This window comes from Citrobacter sp. KTE151, assembly GCF_000398845.1.
Lineage (GTDB): Bacteria > Pseudomonadota > Gammaproteobacteria > Enterobacterales > Enterobacteriaceae > Citrobacter > Citrobacter braakii.
The window spans coordinates 256,803-278,060 of sequence record NZ_KB976064.1 but is presented as its reverse complement, the minus strand read 5'-3'; the positions used below and the strand labels follow the sequence as shown (position 1 = coordinate 278,060).

Annotated in this window: 21 protein-coding genes and 1 pseudogene; 11 read left to right on the top strand and 11 right to left on the bottom strand. The window is 49.6% G+C overall.

Going from position 1 to position 21,258, the window contains the following annotated elements; all coding sequences use genetic code 11:
- Positions 1 to 287, top strand: a 287-nt coding sequence (locus WC7_RS13355; RefSeq protein ID WP_016152729.1) for an IS3 family transposase, incomplete at its 5' end; no start/stop codon positions are given.
- A gap of 150 nt (positions 288 to 437) precedes the next feature.
- On the opposite strand, the gene tpx is transcribed toward WC7_RS13355, so the two are convergent.
- On the bottom strand, positions 438 to 944 hold the full coding sequence (tpx, locus tag WC7_RS13360; RefSeq protein ID WP_016153212.1) for a thiol peroxidase: 507 nt from the start codon (positions 942 to 944) through the stop codon (positions 438 to 440).
- 115 nt (positions 945 to 1,059) lie between these two features.
- Between tpx and ycjG the strand changes: the two genes are divergently transcribed.
- Positions 1,060 to 2,025 carry an L-Ala-D/L-Glu epimerase gene (gene ycjG / locus WC7_RS13365; protein ID WP_016153211.1) on the top strand — a complete coding sequence of 322 codons (966 nt, stop codon included), beginning with the start codon at positions 1,060 to 1,062 and terminating at the stop codon, positions 2,023 to 2,025.
- On the opposite strand, the gene mpaA is transcribed toward ycjG, so the two are convergent.
- Positions 2,000 to 2,728, bottom strand: a complete 729-nt coding sequence (mpaA, locus tag WC7_RS13370; protein ID WP_016153210.1) for a murein tripeptide amidase MpaA — start codon at positions 2,726 to 2,728, stop codon at positions 2,000 to 2,002. The two genes, ycjG and mpaA, sit on opposite strands and share 26 nt — an antisense overlap.
- 184 nt (positions 2,729 to 2,912) lie before the next feature.
- On the opposite strand from mpaA, the gene mppA reads away from it, so the two are divergent.
- Entirely contained in the window at positions 2,913 to 4,526 is a 1,614-nt protein-coding gene (gene mppA, locus WC7_RS13375) for a murein tripeptide ABC transporter substrate-binding protein MppA (protein WP_016153209.1), read from the top strand.
- 107 nt (positions 4,527 to 4,633) lie between these two features.
- Here the strand turns inward: mppA and WC7_RS13380 are convergent, their stop codons facing one another.
- Complete coding sequence (locus tag WC7_RS13380; protein ID WP_016153208.1) at positions 4,634 to 5,404, bottom strand: DeoR/GlpR family DNA-binding transcription regulator; 771 nt, start codon at positions 5,402 to 5,404, stop codon at positions 4,634 to 4,636.
- Positions 5,405 to 5,521: 117 nt separating this feature from the next.
- Between WC7_RS13380 and WC7_RS13385 the strand changes: the two genes are divergently transcribed.
- Together WC7_RS13385 and WC7_RS13390 are read left to right on the top strand one after the other, a co-directional pair.
- Positions 5,522 to 5,905 carry a VOC family protein gene (locus WC7_RS13385; protein ID WP_016153207.1) on the top strand — a complete coding sequence of 128 codons (384 nt, stop codon included), beginning with the start codon at positions 5,522 to 5,524 and terminating at the stop codon, positions 5,903 to 5,905.
- A 214-nt stretch (positions 5,906 to 6,119) separates the two neighbouring features.
- On the top strand, positions 6,120 to 6,527 hold the full coding sequence (locus WC7_RS13390; protein ID WP_029139554.1) for a cupin domain-containing protein: 408 nt from the start codon (positions 6,120 to 6,122) through the stop codon (positions 6,525 to 6,527).
- Between the two features lie 201 nt (positions 6,528 to 6,728).
- Here the strand turns inward: WC7_RS13390 and WC7_RS13395 are convergent, their stop codons facing one another.
- Positions 6,729 to 7,760 (bottom strand): mechanosensitive ion channel family protein, encoded by a 1,032-nt coding sequence (locus WC7_RS13395; RefSeq protein WP_016153205.1) that lies wholly within the window; start codon positions 7,758 to 7,760, stop codon positions 6,729 to 6,731.
- Positions 7,761 to 8,003: 243 nt separating this feature from the next.
- Between WC7_RS13395 and WC7_RS13400 the strand changes: the two genes are divergently transcribed.
- Positions 8,004 to 8,264 (top strand): DUF2534 family protein, encoded by a 261-nt coding sequence (locus WC7_RS13400; RefSeq protein ID WP_003020403.1) that lies wholly within the window; start codon positions 8,004 to 8,006, stop codon positions 8,262 to 8,264.
- Between the two features lie 48 nt (positions 8,265 to 8,312).
- Here the strand turns inward: WC7_RS13400 and uspE are convergent, their stop codons facing one another.
- The 3 genes from uspE to ogt form a co-directional block, all read right to left on the bottom strand.
- Positions 8,313 to 9,263 carry a universal stress protein UspE gene (gene uspE / locus WC7_RS13405; protein ID WP_016153204.1) on the bottom strand — a complete coding sequence of 317 codons (951 nt, stop codon included), beginning with the start codon at positions 9,261 to 9,263 and terminating at the stop codon, positions 8,313 to 8,315.
- Between the two features lie 151 nt (positions 9,264 to 9,414).
- A complete protein-coding gene (gene fnr / locus WC7_RS13410) occupies positions 9,415 to 10,167 on the bottom strand; it encodes a fumarate/nitrate reduction transcriptional regulator Fnr (RefSeq protein WP_003020397.1) in 753 nt (250 codons plus the stop codon).
- Between the two features lie 194 nt (positions 10,168 to 10,361).
- Positions 10,362 to 10,877 (bottom strand): methylated-DNA--[protein]-cysteine S-methyltransferase, encoded by a 516-nt coding sequence (gene ogt / locus WC7_RS13415; protein WP_016153203.1) that lies wholly within the window; start codon positions 10,875 to 10,877, stop codon positions 10,362 to 10,364.
- A gap of 213 nt (positions 10,878 to 11,090) precedes the next feature.
- Here ogt and smrA point away from each other — a divergent pair, with 213 nt between their 5' ends.
- Complete coding sequence (gene smrA, locus WC7_RS13420; protein ID WP_016153202.1) at positions 11,091 to 11,654, top strand: DNA endonuclease SmrA; 564 nt, start codon at positions 11,091 to 11,093, stop codon at positions 11,652 to 11,654.
- Positions 11,655 to 11,666: 12 nt separating this feature from the next.
- On the opposite strand, the gene WC7_RS13425 is transcribed toward smrA, so the two are convergent.
- Entirely contained in the window at positions 11,667 to 12,899 is a 1,233-nt protein-coding gene (locus tag WC7_RS13425; protein WP_016153201.1) for a GGDEF domain-containing protein, read from the bottom strand.
- Between the two features lie 67 nt (positions 12,900 to 12,966).
- A complete protein-coding gene (locus WC7_RS13430) occupies positions 12,967 to 15,081 on the bottom strand; it encodes a putative bifunctional diguanylate cyclase/phosphodiesterase (RefSeq protein WP_016153200.1) in 2,115 nt (704 codons plus the stop codon).
- Positions 15,082 to 15,491: 410 nt separating this feature from the next.
- On the opposite strand from WC7_RS13430, the gene WC7_RS13435 reads away from it, so the two are divergent.
- The 4 genes from WC7_RS13435 to dbpA all read left to right on the top strand — a co-directional run bounded on the left by WC7_RS13435 (position 15,492) and on the right by dbpA (position 19,586).
- Positions 15,492 to 16,601 carry a methyl-accepting chemotaxis protein gene (locus WC7_RS13435; protein ID WP_016153199.1) on the top strand — a complete coding sequence of 370 codons (1,110 nt, stop codon included), beginning with the start codon at positions 15,492 to 15,494 and terminating at the stop codon, positions 16,599 to 16,601.
- Between the two features lie 156 nt (positions 16,602 to 16,757).
- Positions 16,758 to 17,741: a zinc transporter ZntB gene (gene zntB, locus WC7_RS13440; protein ID WP_016153198.1), complete on the top strand. Its 984-nt coding sequence runs from the start codon at positions 16,758 to 16,760 to the stop codon at positions 17,739 to 17,741.
- 275 nt (positions 17,742 to 18,016) lie between these two features.
- Complete coding sequence (locus WC7_RS26690) at positions 18,017 to 18,184, top strand: proline-rich small protein YnaL (RefSeq protein ID WP_016153197.1); 168 nt, start codon at positions 18,017 to 18,019, stop codon at positions 18,182 to 18,184.
- A 28-nt stretch (positions 18,185 to 18,212) separates the two neighbouring features.
- Positions 18,213 to 19,586: an ATP-dependent RNA helicase DbpA gene (dbpA, locus tag WC7_RS13445; RefSeq protein WP_016153196.1), complete on the top strand. Its 1,374-nt coding sequence runs from the start codon at positions 18,213 to 18,215 to the stop codon at positions 19,584 to 19,586.
- Positions 19,587 to 19,635: 49 nt separating this feature from the next.
- Here the strand turns inward: dbpA and ttcA are convergent, their stop codons facing one another.
- Together ttcA and WC7_RS25515 are read right to left on the bottom strand one after the other, a co-directional pair.
- Positions 19,636 to 20,571 carry a tRNA 2-thiocytidine(32) synthetase TtcA gene (gene ttcA, locus WC7_RS13450; RefSeq protein WP_016153195.1) on the bottom strand — a complete coding sequence of 312 codons (936 nt, stop codon included), beginning with the start codon at positions 20,569 to 20,571 and terminating at the stop codon, positions 19,636 to 19,638.
- Between the two features lie 49 nt (positions 20,572 to 20,620).
- Positions 20,621 to 20,975, bottom strand: a pseudogene (locus WC7_RS25515) (tyrosine-type recombinase/integrase); the annotation flags it as partial.
- Positions 20,976 to 21,258: the final 283 nt, after the last annotated feature.

The window sequence follows — 21,258 nt, the reverse complement described above, 5'->3', positions numbered from 1 at the left end:
AGAAGGGCGTCCAGGGCTGGCAGTACCGGACGCCGATGTGGCGTTCAATGCTGGCAGATGCCGGAGTGACCCAGAGTATGTCACGCAAAGGGAACTGCCTGGATAATGCGGTGATGGAAAACTTCTTCAGCCATCTGAAGGTGGAGATGTATCACCGTAACCGGTATGACTCAGTGAATGTGCTGATGCAGGATATAGAAGGCTATATCTGTTACTTCAATAATGAAAGGATCAGCCTCAAAACAGGTATGAGCCCGGTGGAATACCGGGCATCAAGAGAAATGTAAAAAGTGTCCAGGTTATGGGGTTCAGTACAGCGATAGTACCCTTAACACGTTCACAGGTCGTATTGCCTCAGAGAAGTGACAAACATGAGGTGAACGTAGCAATACGCTGGAGGCAACAGATTCATTACCTCCGTATGTGCAAGACGTGGCTTAAGCTTTCAGTACGTCCAGCGCAGCAGTGTAGTCTGGCTCGTTGGTGATTTCATTGACCAGTTGGCTGAAAACGACGTTGTCATTTTCATCAATAACGACCACGGCACGTGCGGCCAGACCTTTCAGTGGGCCTTCAGCGATTTCTACGCCGTAGTTTTTCAGAAATTCTGCGTTGCGCAGGGTGGACAGCGTGATAACGTTGCTCAGACCTTCCGCGCCGCAAAAACGTGAATGGGCGAATGGCAGGTCGGCCGAAATGCACAGTACGACGGTATTGTCGATTTCTGTCGCCAGTTGGTTAAACTTACGTACCGATGCCGCACAAACGCCGGTATCGATGCTTGGGAAAATATTCAGCACTTTGCGCTTGCCTGCGAACTGGCCCAGCGTAACGTCAGACAGGTCTTTAGCCACAAGGGTAAAAGCCTGAGCTTTGCTTCCAGCCTGAGGAATTGAGCCGGCAACTGTAACCGGGTTGCCCTGGAAATGAACGGTTTGTGACATGGTTATCTTCCTGTTTACATATAGTTAACGTCGAGGCTAGTTTATGCCATCAGCAGTTAACACGGCAAACGCTATTTGCGGATATCCGCTTCAGGGACTGCATTAAGGAAAGCAAATGAGAACAGTTAAGGTGTATGAGGAAGCCTGGCCGCTGCACACTCCCTTTGTTATTGCCCGTGGGAGCAGAACCGAAGCGCATGTGGTGGTGGTTGAAGTGGCAGAAAACGGCGTCACGGGTATTGGCGAGTGCACACCGTATCCGCGCTATGGTGAAAGCGATGCCTCAGTGCTGGCGCAAATTATGAGCATTGCCCCACAACTGGAAAATGGACTGACGCGTGAAGAGCTGCAAAAGCTGCTGCCAGCGGGAGCCGCGCGTAATGCTGTGGACTGCGCGTTGTGGGATCTGAGTGCGCGTCAACAGCAACTGTCACTGGCAGAGTTGGTGGGAAGTGAGCTGGCGGAAGTGGTGACGACGGCGCAAACCGTGGTAATTGGCACGCCGGAACAAATGGCGGTGAGTGCGGCTGCACTGTGGGAAAATGGCGCGAAACTGCTAAAAGTTAAACTGGATGCGCGCTTGATTAGCGAGCGGATGGTTGCTATTCGTGCAGCAGTCCCTGATGCCACGATTATTGTCGACGCCAATGAATCCTGGCGGGCAGAAGGTCTGGCGGCACGCTGCCAGCTTCTGGCTGATTTAGGGGTGGCGATGCTGGAGCAGCCGCTGCCAGCGCAGGACGATGCCGCGTTGGAAAATTTTGTGCATCCGCTGCCGATCTGCGCAGATGAAAGCTGCCACACCCGCAGCAGCCTGAAAGCGCTGCACGGGCGCTATGAAATGGTCAATATCAAACTGGATAAAACAGGCGGCCTGACGGAGGCGCTGGCGCTGGCAACCGAAGCCCGCGAGCAGGGATTTGCGCTAATGCTGGGCTGCATGTTGTGTACTTCCCGGGCGATTGGCGCGGCGTTACCCCTTACGCCGCAGGTTAACTTTGCCGATCTTGATGGCCCTACCTGGCTTGCCAGCGACGCGGAGCCGGCCCTGCATTTTACGACCGGACAACTTCATCTCTAGGGTGCCAGCGCAGGAGATTGGACATGGCCAGCAGGTATTTCTCGCTCGCTTCATCTGAAGAGATGGGCGGAAATTCGGCGGTTATACAGTGTAAGTTCAGGTCTGCGCACCAGCTTCCAAATGAGCCGGGCGTTTCATAACCTACGCTGGTGACGAGAGGTAATTCAAACGACTGCGCCAGCCACGCGCCTAATTCGCTGCGCCTGGGATCTTCAATACAGGCCAGCGGATCGTGAAAAGAGACCACCCACGCAGGATGAATTCGGTGAATAAGCTGGCACAGCGCCTGGGTTTCTGGTTCTGAGCCCGGATTTTCGCCGGTCAACAACACCACATCGCGTTCTTCTGCGCTGCTGTTCCAGCGATACACCGTTTCACCCGCTTTCCAGTTGGCAGCGGGAAAGTTACGGTTTAGATCCACTCCGTTCGCATTTGCGCGCAGCCCGAGCTGGCAACCGTCAGGGTTAACCGCCAGCACCACATGGTGACGACGTAAGGAAGGGTTAAGCGTACGCAATGCGCAGGAAAGGGTGACGACCGATGCGTTTTCGTCGCCGTGCGTTCCTGCCAGTATCAGACCGCTTTCGCGATCGGCCGCCATTGCGGGAAACCAGATTAGCGGCGCGCCTAATAATGAACGTCCGTAATGTTCGGTTCCAGGTGGGAATGCGCCGCGCTCGGCACGGGGTCGGGTAACGGTCATAGTCATCTCTGAATGCGTGGATTGTTACTCGCAGTGTTGTGCAAAATGTATGGATAATCAAATCGTTTTCACACACTTATCTTTTCAGATGTAATATTATTTCCTTGTCGAAAGTTAATTGCATTTCCTGCTGGCGATACAAATAATTACACATTCACTTAGTAGCCGGAATTGAGGGTATTTTATGCAGCATTCTGTTTCAGTAACCTGTTGTGCGCTATTGGTAAGCAGCATTTCATTATCCTGGGCTGCTGATGTTCCCAGCGGAACGGTACTGGCAGAAAAACAAGAACTGGTGCGTCATATCAAAGACGAACCGGCGTCATTGGATCCGGCAAAGGCCGTCGGGCTTCCTGAAATTCAGGTTATTCGTGATTTATTTGAAGGGCTGGTCAACCAGAATGAGAAGGGCGAGATTGTGCCCGGTGTTGCCACTCAGTGGAAAAGCAACGATAACCGTATCTGGACGTTTACGCTGCGCGATAATGCGCAATGGGCAGATGGTACGCCGGTAACGGCGCAGGATTTTGTCTATAGCTGGCAGCGTCTGGTTGACCCGAAAACGCTGTCGCCGTTTGCCTGGTTTGCTGCGCTGGCGGGTATTAACAACGCACAGGCGATCATCGATGGAAAAGCCTCGCCAGATAAGCTCGGCGTTAGCGCGATCGATGCGCGTACATTGAAGGTCCAACTGGATAAACCGCTGCCCTGGTTTGCTAATCTGACGGCGAGTTTTGCTTTCTATCCGGTACAAAAAGCTAACGTTGAGAGCGGTAAAGATTGGACCAAACCAGGCAATCTAATTGGTAACGGCGCTTATGTGCTCAAAGATCGCGTGGTGAACGAAAAACTGGACGTTGTGCCGAACACGCATTATTGGGACAACGCCAAAACGGTGCTGCAAAAAGTCACCTTCCTGCCTATTAACCAGGAATCGGCAGCGACCAAGCGCTATCTTGCTGGTGATATCGATATTACCGAGTCGTTCCCGAAAAACATGTATCAGAAACTGTTGAAGGACATCCCGGGCCAGGTTTATACCCCGCCGCAGCTTGGCACTTACTACTATGCCTTTAATACCCAGAAGGGACCGACTGCCGACTCACGCGTGCGCCTGGCGCTCAGCATGACTATCGATCGTCGCCTGATGGCGGAGAAAGTTCTGGGTACCGGCGAAAAGCCCGCATGGCATTTTACGCCGGATGTAACGGCAGGGTTTGTGCCGGAACCTTCACCGTTTGAGCAAATGAGTCAGGAAGAGCTGAACGCTCAGGCGAAAACGCTGCTGCGTGCGGCGGGCTATGGTCCACAGAAACCACTTAAACTGACGCTGCTGTATAACACCTCTGAAAATCATCAGAAGATTGCTATTGCTGTCGCGTCTATGTGGAAGAAAAATCTCGGCGTTGACGTGAAACTACAAAACCAGGAGTGGAAAACCTATATCGATAGCCGCAATACCGGTAATTTTGATGTGATCCGCGCCTCGTGGGTGGGCGATTACAATGAGCCATCTACGTTCCTGTCGCTATTAACATCAACCCATACGGGCAATATCTCCCGCTTTAATAATCCGGCGTACGATAAAGTGTTGACCCAGGCAACCCTGGAGAATACGCAGAAAGCGCGCAATGCTGATTATAACGCCGCGGAGAACATTCTGATGGAACAGGCTCCCATTGCGCCGATTTATCAGTACACCAACGGGCGTTTAATTAAACCGTGGCTGAAAGGGTATCCGATTACTAACCCTGAAGATGTGGCTTATAGCCGCACAATGTATATTGTGAAGCACTGATATCGCTGGCCTGTTCGGGACGTTGCATTGGCGATTTCCCGAACAGGCAAGGCTGTGGGGAAGGTGAGTCATGAAAGCAATGGAAAAGTATCACCCAATAGAATGGGTTACACTGTATAAATACGAATGTCGTGCGCCTGAAACGCCGTGGCATACTCTTTGCTGATATTTTCCTCGACGACAATTACATCGATATTGCTGCTTTCGGTAACAACATAACGGGCGACGGCCGGGATCTTTTCAGCCGTCAGCGCGACAATAGTTTCATTACACTGTTTGATCACCGCTTTTTTGAACTCACAATCCGCGTAATCAAATCCGGTTAAGCCGGATTCTGGCGACATCGCGCAGCCGCCAATAAATCCCTGATCGAATAAAATGCCCTGCACCTGCGAGATAGCGGTGGCACCCACACACCCTCCAGAAGATCGTTGCACCGTGCCGCCCAGCATAATGACATCAAACAGTGGTTTTTTTAGTAAAACGGCGGCAATCTCCGGGGAATTTGTTACCACGGTTAACGCCAGCTCGGCGGGTAGGGCTTCAGCCATCGCCAGATTAGTACTGCCTGTGTCGATAAAAATGCAGCTTCCGGATTTGACCATCCGGGCGCATCTCTGCGCGATATTGCTCTTTTTCGCCACATTAATACTCTTGCGCACGGTGATGTCTTCGGATTCAGGGAGTGCAATGACCGCGCCGCCATAGACTTTTTTACACACGCCATCTTTACTCAGTTCATGCAGGTCGCGGCGGATTGTATGTTCCGAAACGCCTAACCTGCTGGCGAGTTCGGAACAGATGACTCTGCCGTTTTCCTGCAGGATCTGATAGATAAGCGCCTGGCGCTGTTCAGGGAATGCTGCGTAATCGAGCATCAATACTCCAGTGAAATAAACATCGAGCAATAACAAGCATAATTGTGCATTATGGTTCTCGATGTCAACATCCCTTTAGGGAACCTATTGTTTGGATACAACAAGAAGAGGTTAGCTATGAAGGTTGCGCATGTGGCGTTATGGACACGGGATCTTGAGCAACAAGCTCAATTCTGGGTCACGTTTTTTGACGCAAGGATCAACGAAAAATACTGCAGTAAAACCAATCCTGGATTTGAATCCTATTTTGTCAAAATTGGTGAGGATATCGCGATTGAGTTAATGACTAAGCCTGGACTGACAAAACATGCTCCCGACAATAACACCTCAGGCTGGGTGCATCTCGCCATTTCAGTTGGCGGCAGTGAAAACGTTGATGCCATGGCGATGCGTGCAAAAGAACAGGGAATATTAGTTTCTGGCCCGCGCACCACCGGTGATGGCTATTACGAAGCGGTGATACGCGATCCTGACGGCAACTTGATTGAAATTGTGGCCTAAGGCTTCACGCCATCTCCAGTAGAAACGTTGTACCTGTACCGACTATTGATGAGCATGATTCATAAGGTTGTCCTTCTTTTCACCTCTAATCACCCGCCTGTCGAGTCTCTATAATTTTTATAGTTTTCAGCATCGGTGGCGCGTGCTGCCACCGTTTTGGAGAGTCGAAATGCAAAATCAACGGAATACCGTCTCCAGCGCCGGCGCGGAAATTATGAGTCAACAATTTGATGGTAACAGCGTCTTTCCTCGCGGAGAGAAAAATGAAGCGTATGCGAAATATTTCACTGGCGACAGCTATCTGACCATGCTCTCCATGGAAGGCGTGGTCATTGGTAACGTAGCATTTGAGCCGGGCTGTCGTAACTTCTGGCATATCCATCATCAAGGGGGACAAATCTTGCTGGTGACCGGCGGCAGAGGCTGGTATCAGGCGTGGAATCAACCGGCGCGCGAACTGAAAACTGGTGATGTCGTACACATCCCGGCGGGAATGAAACACTGGCACGGTGCTGCGCGTGATAGCTGGTTTGCCCATATCGCTGTGGAAATCCCGGCAGCTGGCGCATCGAACGAGTGGCTTGAACCGGTAAGCGACACTGAGTACAACCTGCTCCCCTGAGCTGTGCGGGGCACGCGTTCTGCAGGTAAAGAATCCGATGCCCGAAGTGAATCAGTTTGAGCTGATTATTGATACAGTCCTGTATCTACATGACCTGAATCCGTATATTCCAACGCTGGCGCAGGTACTGCTTTGTCATTGATATTGCCTCATTGAAATAAGTGCAGAAAAAAGACGCGGATTTCCGCGCCTTTTCTTTTGTTAGTGTGTCGATGGCGATACTTCAGGATTATCCATATACAGCGTCTGGCTGGGGAACGCAAAGTCGGCGTCGTGTGCCTTGACTATCGAAATAATCTTTAAATAAACGTCCTGCTGTACCGCAAGCCATTCCTGCCACACGGTGGTTTTCGTGAAGCAATACACCATGATATTCAGCGATGAATCGGCGAATTCATTAAAATAAACCAGCAGGGTTTGTTTCTGGTCTATTCCCGGATGGTTTTGCAGCATTTCTCTGACCGACTCGACAACGGCACTGACTTTATCAGCATCTTCATATCGTAACCCGATCACCGTTTTGATGCGGCGGTTCGTCATCCTTCCTGGGTTTTCTACGCTGATAGAGGAGAAAATCGAGTTCGGGACATATAACGGACGATGATCGAAGGTGTTTATTTTGGTCATTCGCCAGCCGATTTCCGTAACTGTACCTTCAATATTGCGGTCCGGGGAGCGGATCCAGTCGCCGATGCTAAAGGGTCTGTCGAAGTAGAGCATAATCCCTGAGAAAAAGTTGCTCAGAATGTCTTTGCCTGCCATACCTACAGCGATACCGCCGATGCCGCCGAAGGTTAACAGGCCGGATAAGCTCATTCCGAAATGTTCGCCATACAGCAAAATGATGGCAACCACGATGGTAATCTTGATGATTCGCGACAGGATCCTCGCGCTGGTGATATCTCTGCCTTTATTAATCTGCGTCTTTTCAAACTGATTAATTACCAGAAAAAGTTTGATAGTAAGGATCAGCGCAATCAACGAGGTGCAGATAAAGTCGACCACGCTGGAGGAGATAAATTTCAGGCTGTAATTTTCGATAACGTTATTAGCAATACTGCCTAACGTCCCGATGATAATGGCATAGACAAGAAATTGCGCGGCATGAAATATGAATCCTTTGCAGCGACGCTCTCCACGATGATACCAGACGCTCATCAGAACCAGCGCGGCACAGCAGCTGAGAATTACCGTCAAATTAAACGCATTATTTATAAACAGTTCAGCGATCATGATTCTTCCAACAGCTCCGTGGTAGTGAAATATCTTCTGATATCCTAATCCTCGAATATTTTACTCAGTTCTGGCGGTCAGATCATTAATCCATAGGGGAGATATATAATGCAATTAGCGCTATTTTCGGCGAAATAGCGCTGGTATCCACCCTGAAAGCGGTTTATGTAGCAGACAGTCAGTTGATGTCATGGTATTGTTAGCGCAAAGTAACAAGGTTTTCATCTGCAAAAGGACAGTACTATGATCATGGCTAAGCTGAAGACAGCGAAGGGACGGAAGTTTCTGTTGTGCCTGCTTGGGGTGTTTATTATCGCAGCGTCGGTCGTGACGCGAGCGACGATCGGTGGTGTGATTGAACAGTATGACATTCCGCTCTCCGACTGGACCGCTTCAATGTACGCCATTCAATCGGCAATGATTTGTGTCTACAGCATGGTGTTTACGATTCTGTTGGCTATCCCGCTGGGAATCTATTTCCTCGGCGGCGAGGAGCAACACTAAGCGTTTGTTATGCCGGATGAGATCACCATCCGGCATTGAGTTGTGTGGTTAATCGTCTTCTTCGTCATCCAGTTCAACTGGCGTCTGATATTCATCCGGCTTGATGACCAGCAGGTCGCAGCGTAGGTGATCGATAACCTGTTCAGCGGTGTTACCAAGGAACGCGGCAGAAATACCGGTACGACCGACGGTACCCAGTACTACAATACCCGCCTGCAAGTGCTCGGCTAAATCAGGAATGACCTCTTCAGGCAATCCTTTTTCAACGTGCGTCACTTTCTCATCGATACTGAATTTCTGGCGCAACGCCTTCATGGCCAGCAGATGCTGTCCACGGATCGCGTCGTTATAAACGCTGGGGTCAAACTCAGGTAGTTCAATTGCGATATTGATTGGCGTAACAGGGTAGGCGCCAACCAGATGCACTTCAGTATGGTTAACCTGTTCTGCCAGTTGCAGCGTCTCTTTGACCAGTTTTTCATTGAGCGCGTTGTGATAAGGCTCTTCACTGGCGAGGTTCACCGCAACCAGCGCTTTACCCTCTTCAGGCCATGGCTGGTCTTTAACCATCCATACCGGGCTTGGACATTTGCGCAATAAATGCCAGTCGGTAGGCGTGAAAATTACGGCTTCGAGGCGGTCGTGTTGGTGTGCCATTTTGAGGACCAGGTCATGCTGAGCGCTAATGACTTCCTGGATGATGGCTTCAAAGGGACGGTTATGCCATACCACTTTAATTTCAAGAGGGATCCCTGCTTCGATGTAGTATTTTGCTTGTTCACGGATCCAGGCTGTTCGCTGGCTGATGACCCCCTGACGCATTGCCGTACGCTCATCGGGCGACAGCAGGGTAGTCATTTCGTAGGAAAAGTCATAGATTGGCAAAAAGGCTTTAATTTTGCCACCAATCCGTTGATGCAAATAAACAGCTCGCCGTAATGCTGGTTGATCGTCCTGGTTTGGATCGATGACGACCAGCATATTTTTATACATAGCCATACAGGGTCTCCTTACAACTGTCATCGCAGTTTGTAATTAAAAGAGTAACCCAATAATGTGGATTGAAACAGGGGAGAACCTCCTGCCAGATCAATAAATCGGGAAAATTTAGCGATTTGACAGAAGGATAATAGAAATGCTTGCGGAAAGATTACGCAACGTTACGCGTGTGGCCAGCAAGAACTGCCAGCGCGTCGCTATTCTCAATAGTTATGTATTTGCCTTTCACTGCCAGCATACCGCTTTTCTGGAAACGACCCAACAGGCGGCTGATGGTTTCAACCGTCAGACCCAGGTAGTTACCGATGTCGCCGCGGGTCATGGTCAGGCGGAACTCACGAGGCGAGAACCCGCGCTGGGCAAAGCGGCGAGACAAGTTGTAGATAAAGGCCGCCAGGCGCTCTTCTGCATTTTTCTTCGACAACAGCAGGATCATATCCTGGTCGCCTTTGATTTCGCCACTCATCAGACGCATCATCTGCTGACGCAGATTCGGCATTTTTCCGGACAGGTCATCAAGGGTTTCGAAAGGAATTTCGCAAACCATTGAGGTTTCCAGCGCCTGGGCAAAGCTCGGGTGATGTCCGCTGCCAATCGCGTCAAAACCGACCAGATCACCCGCCAGATGGAAGCCGGTAATTTGCTCATCGCCTTGTTCGGTAATGGTATAGCTTTTAATCGTTCCGGAGCGGATAGCGTAGAGTGATTTAAGTTCATCACCTGCTTTAAAGAGCGTTTGCCCCTTTTGGATAGGCTTTTTGCGCTCGATGATGTTATCGAGCTGGTCAAGCTCATGCTCGTTAAGTGTGAACGGGATGCAAAGCTGGCTGATGCTGCAATCCTGGCAATGGATAGCACAACCGCCAGACTGAATGCGCCGTATAATTCGCTTTTCCGGGATCATAGGTCTGCTCAAGCCGTAATTGATATTTGTCAATTTTAACATCTTTTTGGTGAGCACGTAAGCCTGAGCTACTCCCAATAGAGAATAATTCAGGTATAACCGGAATGAATGTTTGTATCTCCTTGATTAACCGCGTTTAATTTGTGGTCACATTATGCGAAAGTGTGACGAATAAGGCATTAATTGCCTGGAATCTAGAGTAGCAAATAGCCTTCGTGACGCAATAACCACTCTTTTCGCTGTACGCCGCCAGCATATCCAGTCATGGTGCCGTTACGCCCAATGACGCGATGGCAGGGGACCACAATGCTTACCGGGTTGGCGCCATTGGCCGCACCGACGGCTCTTGCAGCACCGGCGCGCCCTAACTGTTCGGCCAGTTGACCATAGTGCATGACCTGCCCACACGGGATAGTGCGTAATGCTTGCCAGACTTCACGCTGGAAAGGCGTGCCAGCCGTTGCCGTTTCCAGCGTGTCAATAATGCTGAGATTCCCGGCAAAATACTCCGACAGTTTATCGCTTAATCCGCCAGGGTTTTTGGCTGTAATACGCTGATAACCTTCTGTGCGGTAATGAATATCCAGCAATTGTTCCATGCGATCGCGGTGCTGATCCCATTCCACCGCGCGCAGGCGAAATTGCTCATCACAAATAACCCACAGCGGGCCCAGCGGCGTGTCGATGGTATCTTCCAGTAAGTTCAGCATCCGTTTCTCTCATTACAGCGTTCAGGCGAGGTTACACATTATCACGCCAGCGACAGTCGCAGCTATACCCCTAAAAACGGATATCTGTATGTCGTGAGTAGATCTTTTCAGCGGAGCGAGCCGGGTGAATTATTGGAAATAATCGTAAACCGTTGTCGGTATAATAGTGCGCGGTTATGATAATGCTCGTCGTAATTCGCTGGAGGAAGAAACATGAATCTTGATGATGCTTCGCTGTTTCTGGATGCTATGGGGGATGTCCAACCGCTGAAGGGCTGCGCCGATGTACACTGGCAGCCAACGCGTAATATCCGCACTCCGGCGCGTATCGATACGCTTCAACTGGATAACTTTCTCACGACGGGGTTTCTCGATATTATCCCGTTGAACGAGCCGCTGGAGTTTCGTCGCGAAGGTTTACAGCACGGCGTGACTGACAAACTGCGAACCGGAAAATATCCGCAGCAGGCGAGCCTTAATCTCATCCGCCAGCCCGTAGAAACATGCCGCCAGATGCTATTCAGTTTTATTCTGCAGGCACAGCAAGATGGATTACGTAACGTGCTGGTGATACACGGTAAGGGGCGTGACGATAACGCTCATGCCAATATTGTTCGCAGCTATGTGGCGCGCTGGCTGACAGAATTTGATGACGTCCAGGCTTACTGCGCCGCTTTGCCGCATCACGGCGGCAGCGGGGCATGCTATGTGGCATTACGTAAAACCGCGCAGGCAAAACAGGAAAACTGGGAGCGTCACGCTAAGCGCAGTCGCTGATCAACGTATTCATCAGGCGGCCAATACTCTGTTCCTGCCTTCGTGCTTGGCTTTGTACAACGCGTCGTCCACGCGTTTGAATAATTCATCAATACTTTCGTTCGTTTCGTGCCGCGCAACGCCAATGCTGACGGTAAAGCGGGGAAGACCAGGAAGAGTAACCTTGGCTACCGTCGCGCGGATCACTTCTGCAAGATTGAGGGCGACATCCAGCGAGGTTCGCGGCAGCAGCAGCACAAATTCTTCACCACCCCAGCGAAAAATAAGATCGTCTTTTCGTGCACAGGATTCCAGTGTGCGGGCCAGAGCGCAAAGCACTTCATCGCCTTTTAAATGACCGAAGAGATCGTTAATGCTTTTAAAACGATCGGTGTCGATCAACAACAGACTGTAGTCCTGCGTCAATGATACCGCATGCGTCTGCTCCGGCTCGGTTACCTGATAAAAATGTCGGCGATTAAGTAATCCCGTTAAAGGGTCACGCAGAGCGGCATGCTCAAGCTCCTGTTCCAGCCGTTTTTGTTCGGTGATGTCATGAATAATGCACAACATGAGTTTATTACCGTAAATTTCAATCGGTCCGGCGTAGGTTTGCACATGACGTGAGGTGCCGTCTGCCAGTTTATGGACAAAGTGCAAAGGCTTATGGCCGCCGGGCAGATGGGCGATTTCATGCATCACCGGCAATATATGGCGGCCCAGCATGTTGATCTCCCAGGTATGTTTCTGGCACATCACATCAAGGTTGTAACCATAAAAATTCAGGGCACTGAGGTTTGCATCAACGATCAGGCCATCGCGGGACGGATCAATCAGTAACATTGGCGCGGAGTTGGTCTGGAAAAAACGCGCATAAAAGCCCTGTTTTTTTCGTTGATAAGTTGCTGAACGGCTGGCTTTCAGACCTTGCGCAGTAGGCGTTTCAATGCCTTCGAAAAGGATAACATCCCCCACGCCAAGCAGAGATTTAATGGACAGGCGGCTGGCCAACGCGATTTCCTCACCATCGCGGTAAACCGTGAGGATCTCAACAACGTGATGATGATTGCTCAAGTCACTGAGATACATGGTTAAATCATTTTGAGAATGCGTTGAGAATATGCCCTTGCGCAGTGGGGAAAAACAGAGATCCTGCATTAGCTCACGTGCAACGATATTAGCGAACACCAGTTCTTCGGTTTGTGGCGAAACAATCCACACCGGAAAGGTTAACAAATCCAGTGAATGCAGCTCGGTTGTGCTCATCGATAATCCCGTTATCTTTATCTGCTGTGTTGCCCGTTTAATGGCGAATATTTTAGATATTACAGTCTCACAAAGTTATTGATTGTCGGTGAGACAAGGGTTGTACGACTGGCTTTTGTTTGATGCTGTTTTCTGATTGGATCAGTTCATGAATCTTATGCGCTGGCAGCGGTTTTGCAAACAGGAAACCTTGCAGCATGCTACACCCCATCTGGGTAAGAAGTATTTCCTGCTCCTGGGTTTCTATTCCTTCAGCCACCACGCGCATATTCATGGAGTGAGCTATGTCAATAATGGTAGACACAATTTTTGTATTTTTACTGTTCTCGCTAATATCTTTGACAAATATCCTGTCGATTTTTAATTCCCGTGCCGGGAGTGACTTCAACATCAATATATTTGAATAACCAGTACCGAAATCATCAATAGAAACGGTGATCCCCAAAGCCGAAAAAGCATTCAGGATTTCAATACTGCGTTTTAAATTTTTAAGTGCAGTGCTCTCCGTGAGCTCCAGCGTGAGAGAGGCAGGTGAAAGTTGGTATTGCGCCAGGGCGTTGCAAACAACATCAATAATATCATGCTGTTCAAACTGGGCGGGAGAGAGGTTAACGGCGAGCGTCCATTCTGTATTCCCTTGTAATGTCCACTGATGCAACTGCAAACATGCCTGTTGGATAACCCATTTGCCGACGGGAATAATCAGACCCGTTTCTTCCAGCGCAGGCAGAAATTCAGCCGGTAGCAGCATGCCGCGCTCCGGATGATGCCAGCGTAATAATGCTTCAAAACCAGTCAGGGAATGATCTCCGGCGGTATATTTAGGCTGATACCATAGCTCAAACTGGTTGCGTTCAAGCGCTTGTGAAAGTTCCTGTAGAAATGTCGGCGGCGTATCAGCGATAGCTTCCATCTGGGGACTATAAATAGCCCAGCCGTTTCTGCCCGCCTGTTTGACATGATACATCGCCATATCGGCCTTCACTTTTAGCTCATGCAGAGTCGAGCCATGTTCGGGATAAATACTGCTTCCCGCACTTAACGAAACCCGAATGGTATGACCGAATAAGGTAAAGGGGTCACCGATCGCATCTGAGATTCGCGCAAGCAAGGCGGAGATAGCCTGCTGGTTGCAGTCTGGAACCAGCAGGATAAATTCATCTCCCCCCAGTCTTGCCAGCGTCATTGAATCATCAAGGCAACTGTAGATACGCTGTGTACTGGCAATCAGCAGTTGATCGCCGATGTGATGCCCCCAGGTATCGTTAACGACTTTAAAACGATCGAGGTCGATAAATACCAACGCGAAATGCTGTTGATGCAATTTGGAATGCCGCAGGCAGGCCTGTAAGCAGGTATCTATTTGCGTTCGATTAGCAAGTCCCGTCAGCGCGTCGAAGTGGACCTGATGTTCAAGCTGGCAGTTCAACTGATGCAGGTTGTCAGCCAGTCGGGAAGTGCGCAGTTGTGAATCCACCATTGAGACGACCAGCATGATACCCAAAATAATCAGCGTGACGGCGCAGACCCAGACAGAGAGTTCCAGCGTACTGAGCCCATCGTGCGCAGTGTGTCCAAAATGGGTGAACGTTGCCGCTCCCATACCGGTGTAATGCATAGAAGCAATTGCCAGCGCCATAATAAGGGCAGCAATAAGTCGGTTAATCAGCACGCGACGGGTGTTTTGGCGTAAATGGAAGGCCAGCCATAAACCTACGCCAGACGCAACGACGGCAATAATTACAGAGAGCAAAATCAGCGAGCGATCCCATGAGATGGCCACATGTTCGATAATGGCATACATGCCAACGTAGTGCATCGTGACAACGCCGGCGCTCAATATGCTGGTGGCAATGACCAGTCGTTTTGTTGATAGCGTATTACCGGAAATAGCGATATTGATGGCGAGAGTTGCAGAAATGAGCGCAATAAAGAACGAAAACGCGGTGAGTGATAGGTGATAATTGATCGGCATAGTCATTTTCATGGCCAGCATACCGATAAAATGCATCGACCAGATCCCCATACCCAGCGTAGCGCCGCCAGATAGCCGCCAGAAGGTAGATTCACGTTTGCTGGAGATTGCTACCTTACCCGCGCTGTCGAGGGCAATAAAGGAGGCAATAAACGCGACAACAAAGGAAATCCCAATCAATACAGGGTCCCACGACACGTGCAACATCTTACTACCTATCGAAAAAAAGCCGTGATGATAAATCTAGCAGGTTTTGTCCAGTTAACCTGATAAAACCAGGAATGTTCTTGTGTTTTTACAATGAGTATTAGAGCGAAGAGCAAGATATTGAAAATGACAAGCCATTACTTATATAAACATTCATAAAAATTATGTTTCTGTGTGTTTTATGCTCGTCACGTGCTCGCCATCACAATAATCTGATGGTGGGGAACATTACCGCCATTGGCGGGATAAAGTGCTGACCTATTATGAATGGCTAGTGTAATTTATTGACTTAAGTAAAAGGTCTGCTGGCTCTCATTGAAAGTTCAGCTTTCGTCACAGAGCAATGGAAATCTGTATTGCAGATGCTATAAAAATAACATCCACGTTATTTCTTGGTGCACAGGGTTAAAATGTTAAATGATATTAGCGTCAGAACCTTTATTATTTTATTTCTGCTCATTACAGCGGTTGCGCTCAATGTTGTTGAAATGATTTTTTCGGCTACCCCAGAAATTATTATTGGCACTAATGCGGTAAGCATTATTTCTATATTATGTTTGTGGTGGTACATGACGAAATATCTGGTCATGCCGATTAATACGGTTAAAAGAAGCATTGAAGAGGTAACATCCGGAAATCTGGCAATCAGTATTCCCGAATTTGGTAATAACTGTGCGGGTAGACTAATTCCTGGCATCAATAGCTTATCAAGTAATATTTCAGCACTCGTTAATGAGATCAGAACATCCTCGCAAACGGCGATGGCGCTTTCTGAACAGCTGGCGGAACGCAGTGCCGAGCTTTCAGTGAAAACAGAACAGCAATCCGGAGCATTAATGCAGACGGCTGCCAACATGGATGAAATAGCGGTTAATACGCGGAATAATGCTGATAACACGCAAATAGCCAGCGCCCAGGCAACAATTGCCACGCAATGCGCCCGTCAGGGTGGCGAATTAATGGTGCAGGTTGCGACAAATATGCGTTCAATCACCGAATGCGCACAGCAAATGACAGAAATTATTACGCTGATAGATGGTATTGCATTCCAGACCAATATTCTGGCATTGAATGCTGCTGTGGAAGCTGCAAGGGCCGGTGAACATGGCAAAGGGTTTTCCGTGGTGGCCGGTGAGGTAAGAATGCTTGCACACCGTAGTGCAGATGCTGCTAAGAATATTAAGCAACTGATTGCCCAAACCCATCAAAATGTTCAGCAAGGCGCTGCTATTGTGCGTGAAGCTGAGAAAAACATGCATGATATTGTCGGGGGAGCCGGGCAATTAAACCAACTGATGGGCGAGATATTAACCACTACGCAGGAGCAGGAGAAAGGAATTATCAGAATTACCCATGCTCTGGCTGAACTGGAGAACGTCACCCAAAGTAATGCCATTATGGTTGATGAGCTTTCTGACTCATCAGGTATCCTGAAAAATCAGGTGATTGACCTTCAATCGCGAACGCATAAATTTCGCTTAAGTCATACGCTTGAATCAGAGAAACGCCAGCGGGCCTGAGAGGGGCATCTCTTAACCAGCGCCGCATTCGTCGGCGCTTTTCTTATTATCAGATACTTTTTATGAATCATTTCAGCACAATGGGACAATGAGATATTGCTTAACATATTCTGACAGCTAGACTAACGAAAAAAGCTGAATGTTTGTGGAGGCGCTGTGGAAGCCATTAAGGGAACGGATGTTAATGTGCCGGATGCCGTGTTTGCCTGGCTGTTGGATGGCCGTGGTGGGGTGAAACCACTGGAAGATAACGATGTTATCGACAGTCAACATCCCTGCTGGCTGCATCTTAATTATACCCATCCTGAAAGCGCGCAATGGCTGGCGACAACGCCTTTACTTCCCAATAACGTGCGTGATGCGCTGGCGGGTGAAAGCACGCGCCCACGCGTAAGCCGGGTAGGGGAAGGTACGTTGATTACGCTGCGCTGTATTAACGGCAGCACCGACGAGCGACCTGACCAACTGGTTGCGATGCGCTTATATATGGATGAACGTCTGATTGTCTCAACGCGTCAGCGTAAAGTCTTGGCGCTGGATGATGTGGTCAGCGACCTCCAGGAAGGCACGGGAGCGGCTGATTGTGGTAGTTGGCTGGTGGATGTTTGCGATGCACTAACCGATCATGCCAGTGAGTTTATCGAACAATTGCACGATAAGATTATCGATCTGGAAGATAACCTGCTCGATCAGCAGATTCCGCCGCGTGGTTTCCTGGCATTGCTGCGTAAGCAGTTAATTGTGATGCGCCGCTATATGGCGCCTCAACGCGATGTCTATTCCCGGCTGGCGAGCGAACGTTTTTCCTGGATGACCGACGACCATCGGCGGCGGATGCAGGATATCGCTGACAGGCTAGGGAGAGGGCTGGATGAAATAGATGCCTGTATTGCCAGGACCGGTATTATGGCGGATGAAATTGCGCAGGTTATGCAGGAGTCTCTGGCTCGCCGAACGTATACAATGTCATTGATGGCAATGGTTTTTCTTCCCAGCACATTTTTAACCGGGCTGTTTGGCGTTAACCTCGGCGGTATCCCTGGCGGCGGCTGGCAGTTTGGCTTCTCACTTTTTTGTATTCTGTTAGTGGTCCTGATTGGTGGTGTTACTTTATGGTTGCATCGTAGTAAATGGTTGTAACAACAACATTTTTTAGTGACTTTTGCGCATGAAAACGTCCTGGTTTTTGAGCGAAGTCAATAAACCATCTACCTATTCGGGGCAATATCTCTCTCGCAGGTGAATGCAACGTCAAGCGATGGGCGTTGCGCTCCATATTGTCTTACTTCCTTTTTTGAATTACTGCATAGCACAATTGATTCGTACGACGCCGACTTAGATTAGTCGGCTTTTTTTTGCCTGCAGGAAATCAGCGTCTACCCTAAAAGAGCCAACCTGAATAACTGGAGGGGTATATGAACTGTCTGATTGCAACGCCGCACACTGATTCGCTACCGACCGACCCGGTTCCCATTCCCGATCCCATACCTCGTCCGCAGCCAATGCCGGATCCGCCACCGGATGAAGAGCCGATTAAATTGTCGCATCGCGGGCGCAGATCTGCGAGGATACGCGCCTGCTGATTGTGAGTTTTTACCGCGAGATTAAATTGTGACCGCTTTTTCAACCCTGAATGTTTTACCTGCTGCCCAACTCGAGAATCTTAACGAGCTGGGTTATCTTGAAATGACGCCTGTTCAGGCTGCTGCGTTACCGGCAATTCTGGCGGGGAAAGATGTTCGCGTGCAGGCTAAAACCGGCAGTGGCAAAACGGCGGCTTTTGGTCTTGGATTGTTACAGCATGTTGATGTCGCGCTGTTTCAGACGCAGTCCCTGGTGCTGTGCCCAACGCGCGAGCTTGCTGACCAGGTGGCGGGTGAGCTGCGTCGCTTAGCGCGCTTTCTGCCAAACACCAAGATCTTAACGTTGTGCGGTGGGCAGCCCTTTGGCGCACAACGTGACTCCCTGCAGCATGCGCCACATATTATTGTCGCCACGCCGGGGCGTTTACTCGACCATCTGCAAAAAGGCACTGTTTCTCTGGAGGCCCTGAATACGCTGGTGATGGATGAAGCCGATCGCATGCTGGATATGGGCTTTAGCGATGCGATTGATGATGTCATTCGCTTTGCGCCGGCTTCGCGTCAGACCTTACTGTTTTCTGCGACCTGGCCGGAAGCCATTGCCGCCATTAGTGGCCGGGTGCAACAAAATCCATTAACGATCGAAATTGATACCGTTGACGCGCTGCCGGCGATTGAGCAGCAGTTTTTCGAAACTTCCAGCCACGGCAAAATTGCGCTGCTGCAAAAATTGCTCAGTCAGCATCAACCTGCATCATGCGTAGTTTTTTGTAATACCAAAAAAGATTGTCAGGCCGTGTGTGACGCGCTGAATGCGGCGGGGCAAAGCGCTCTCTCACTGCATGGCGATCTTGAGCAGCGCGATCGCGATCAAACGCTGGTCCGTTTTGCCAACGGCAGCGCGCGCGTTCTGGTTGCTACCGATGTGGCCGCGCGTGGTCTGGATATTAAATCACTTGAGCTGGTGGTTAACTTCGAACTGGCGTGGGATCCGGAAGTCCACGTCCATCGTATCGGGCGTACCGCACGTGCCGGCAACAGTGGTCTGGCGATAAGCTTCTGTGCACCGGAAGAAGCGCAGCGGGCCAATATTCTTTCTGAAATGCTGCAACTGAAGCTGAACTGGCTGCCAGCTCCAGCTAACGGCCCAATCCTGCCGCTGGAAGCAGAGATGGCGACGTTATGCATTGATGGCGGTAAAAAGGCTAAAATGCGTCCCGGCGATGTTCTCGGTGCGCTGACCGGTGATATTGGTCTGGAAGGCGCCGATATCGGCAAAATTGCCGTTCATCCGGCGCATGTCTATGTCGCGGTTCGCCAGACTGTAGCGCATAAGGCATGGAAGCAATTGCAAAACGGTAAGATAAAAGGCAAGACTTGCCGGGTTCGGTTATTGAAATAACCACTCGTCGGAGCGCCTGATGGCGCTCCGCTTATCCGGTACTATCGACTTACTTCACTTCCACGACGTTCAGGCGCAGCTCATCCAGTTGAGCATCATCTTCTTCTGGCTGCCAGCCCGCAGGCTGCAACGGAATCTCTTCACGATCGAACGCTAAATCACCGCCGTCCACAACCTCTGAACCGTGCCTGATGCCTTTAAAATCGAACAGATTGATATCGCTCAGATGTGAAGGTACAACGTTCTGCATTGCGCTGAACATGGTTTCAATACGCCCTGGATAGCGTTTGTCCCAGTCGCGCAGCATATCGGCAATGACCTGACGCTGCAGGTTAGGCTGTGAGCCGCACAGATTACATGGAATAATCGGGAAACCTTTCGCTTCGGAGAAACGCTCGATATCTTTCTCACGGCAGTAAGCCAGCGGACGGATAACGATATGTTTACCGTCATCGCTCATCAACTTCGGCGGCATACCTTTCATCTTCCCGCCGTAGAACATGTTTAAAAACAGCGTTTGCAGGATGTCGTCGCGATGGTGACCGAGCGCAATCTTGGTGGCGCCTAACTCAGTTGCCGTGCGGTACAGAATGCCGCGACGCAGGCGAGAACAGAGCGAGCAGGTCGTTTTACCTTCAGGGATTTTATCTTTGACGATCCCGTAGGTGTTTTCTTCGACAATCTTATACTCCACGCCCAGTTGTTCCAGATATTCCGGCAGAATATGCTCCGGGAAGCCAGGTTGTTTCTGATCGAGGTTAACCGCAACTAAGGAAAAACTGATCGGGGCGCTTTGCTGCAAATTACGCAGGATCTCCAGCATGGTATAGCTGTCTTTCCCCCCGGAAAGGCACACCATAATGCGATCGCCGTCTTCGATCATATTGAAGTCGGCAATCGCTTCGCCCACGTTACGGCGCAGACGTTTTTGTAATTTGTTCAGGTTGTATTGTTCTTTCTTTGTAACTTGTTGATTTTCTTGCATTATTTACTGTCTCTGACTCCAAAAGGGGCATATAAGGGGCAAAATTTTTTTACAGGGCAAGTTTGGCGTTGAGCATTTTCACCTGTTCGCCGTTCAGTTCTTCAATCCATGCACTGTAAATTTCGTATACCATCTGCGCGTTTACATGCCCCATCTGATTAGCTATAAATGATGGGTTCGCTCCAGCCGATAACAGCCAGGAAGCAAAAGTATGTCGCGTATGGTACGGATTACGGCGACGAATACCAGCACGTTTTACAGCGGCGTTCCATCTGGCACCTATGCTACTCATAGAGTAGTAAGTTTTTTGCTCTCCTTTTCGCATCCAGTGCAGGCTCCAGTAGTTTTATCGTTCTAATCCCGGCATCTGTCTTTGGTGATCCGAAATTTCCGATGATCAGGATGCGCACTCAAAACTAGCGACTATATACGCTGATAGTATTGGTGCATATATCATAATATTCCGAACGAGGAATATAGACCCAAACTTATGGGAAGTATAATCCCTATGACGTGGTATTTCATGACGGAAAGAATCTGGACAGATAAACGGATTCTTGTCGGACGTATCCTTCAATGGATAACTATGGTTGAAACTCAGCGCGCAGGCAATATTTACGACCCAAACGAACCTACAATACCTAAAAACGGGGGGCAGCCTACAATCAAGAGAATTGTGTACTATTG

Bases quoted from the DNA above. Each gene is read 5' to 3' on its own strand.
- tpx (WP_016153212.1), bottom strand. From the start codon at position 944: ATGTCACAAACCGTTCATTTCCAGGGCAACCCGGTTACAGTTGCCGGC.
- ycjG (WP_016153211.1), top strand. From the start codon at position 1,060: ATGAGAACAGTTAAGGTGTATGAGGAAGCCTGGCCGCTGCACACTCCC.
- mpaA (WP_016153210.1), bottom strand. From the start codon at position 2,728: ATGACCGTTACCCGACCCCGTGCCGAGCGCGGCGCATTCCCACCTGGA.
- mppA (WP_016153209.1), top strand. From the start codon at position 2,913: ATGCAGCATTCTGTTTCAGTAACCTGTTGTGCGCTATTGGTAAGCAGC.
- WC7_RS13380 (WP_016153208.1), bottom strand. From the start codon at position 5,404: ATGCTCGATTACGCAGCATTCCCTGAACAGCGCCAGGCGCTTATCTAT.
- WC7_RS13385 (WP_016153207.1), top strand. From the start codon at position 5,522: ATGAAGGTTGCGCATGTGGCGTTATGGACACGGGATCTTGAGCAACAA.
- WC7_RS13390 (WP_029139554.1), top strand. From the start codon at position 6,120: ATGAGTCAACAATTTGATGGTAACAGCGTCTTTCCTCGCGGAGAGAAA.
- WC7_RS13395 (WP_016153205.1), bottom strand. From the start codon at position 7,760: ATGATCGCTGAACTGTTTATAAATAATGCGTTTAATTTGACGGTAATT.
- WC7_RS13400 (WP_003020403.1), top strand. From the start codon at position 8,004: ATGATCATGGCTAAGCTGAAGACAGCGAAGGGACGGAAGTTTCTGTTG.
- uspE (WP_016153204.1), bottom strand. From the start codon at position 9,263: ATGGCTATGTATAAAAATATGCTGGTCGTCATCGATCCAAACCAGGAC.
- fnr (WP_003020397.1), bottom strand. From the start codon at position 10,167: ATGATCCCGGAAAAGCGAATTATACGGCGCATTCAGTCTGGCGGTTGT.
- ogt (WP_016153203.1), bottom strand. From the start codon at position 10,877: ATGCTGAACTTACTGGAAGATACCATCGACACGCCGCTGGGCCCGCTG.
- smrA (WP_016153202.1), top strand. From the start codon at position 11,091: ATGAATCTTGATGATGCTTCGCTGTTTCTGGATGCTATGGGGGATGTC.
- WC7_RS13425 (WP_016153201.1), bottom strand. From the start codon at position 12,899: ATGAGCACAACCGAGCTGCATTCACTGGATTTGTTAACCTTTCCGGTG.
- WC7_RS13430 (WP_016153200.1), bottom strand. From the start codon at position 15,081: ATGTTGCACGTGTCGTGGGACCCTGTATTGATTGGGATTTCCTTTGTT.
- WC7_RS13435 (WP_016153199.1), top strand. From the start codon at position 15,492: ATGTTAAATGATATTAGCGTCAGAACCTTTATTATTTTATTTCTGCTC.
- WC7_RS26690 (WP_016153197.1), top strand. From the start codon at position 18,017: ATGAACTGTCTGATTGCAACGCCGCACACTGATTCGCTACCGACCGAC.
- ttcA (WP_016153195.1), bottom strand. From the start codon at position 20,571: ATGCAAGAAAATCAACAAGTTACAAAGAAAGAACAATACAACCTGAAC.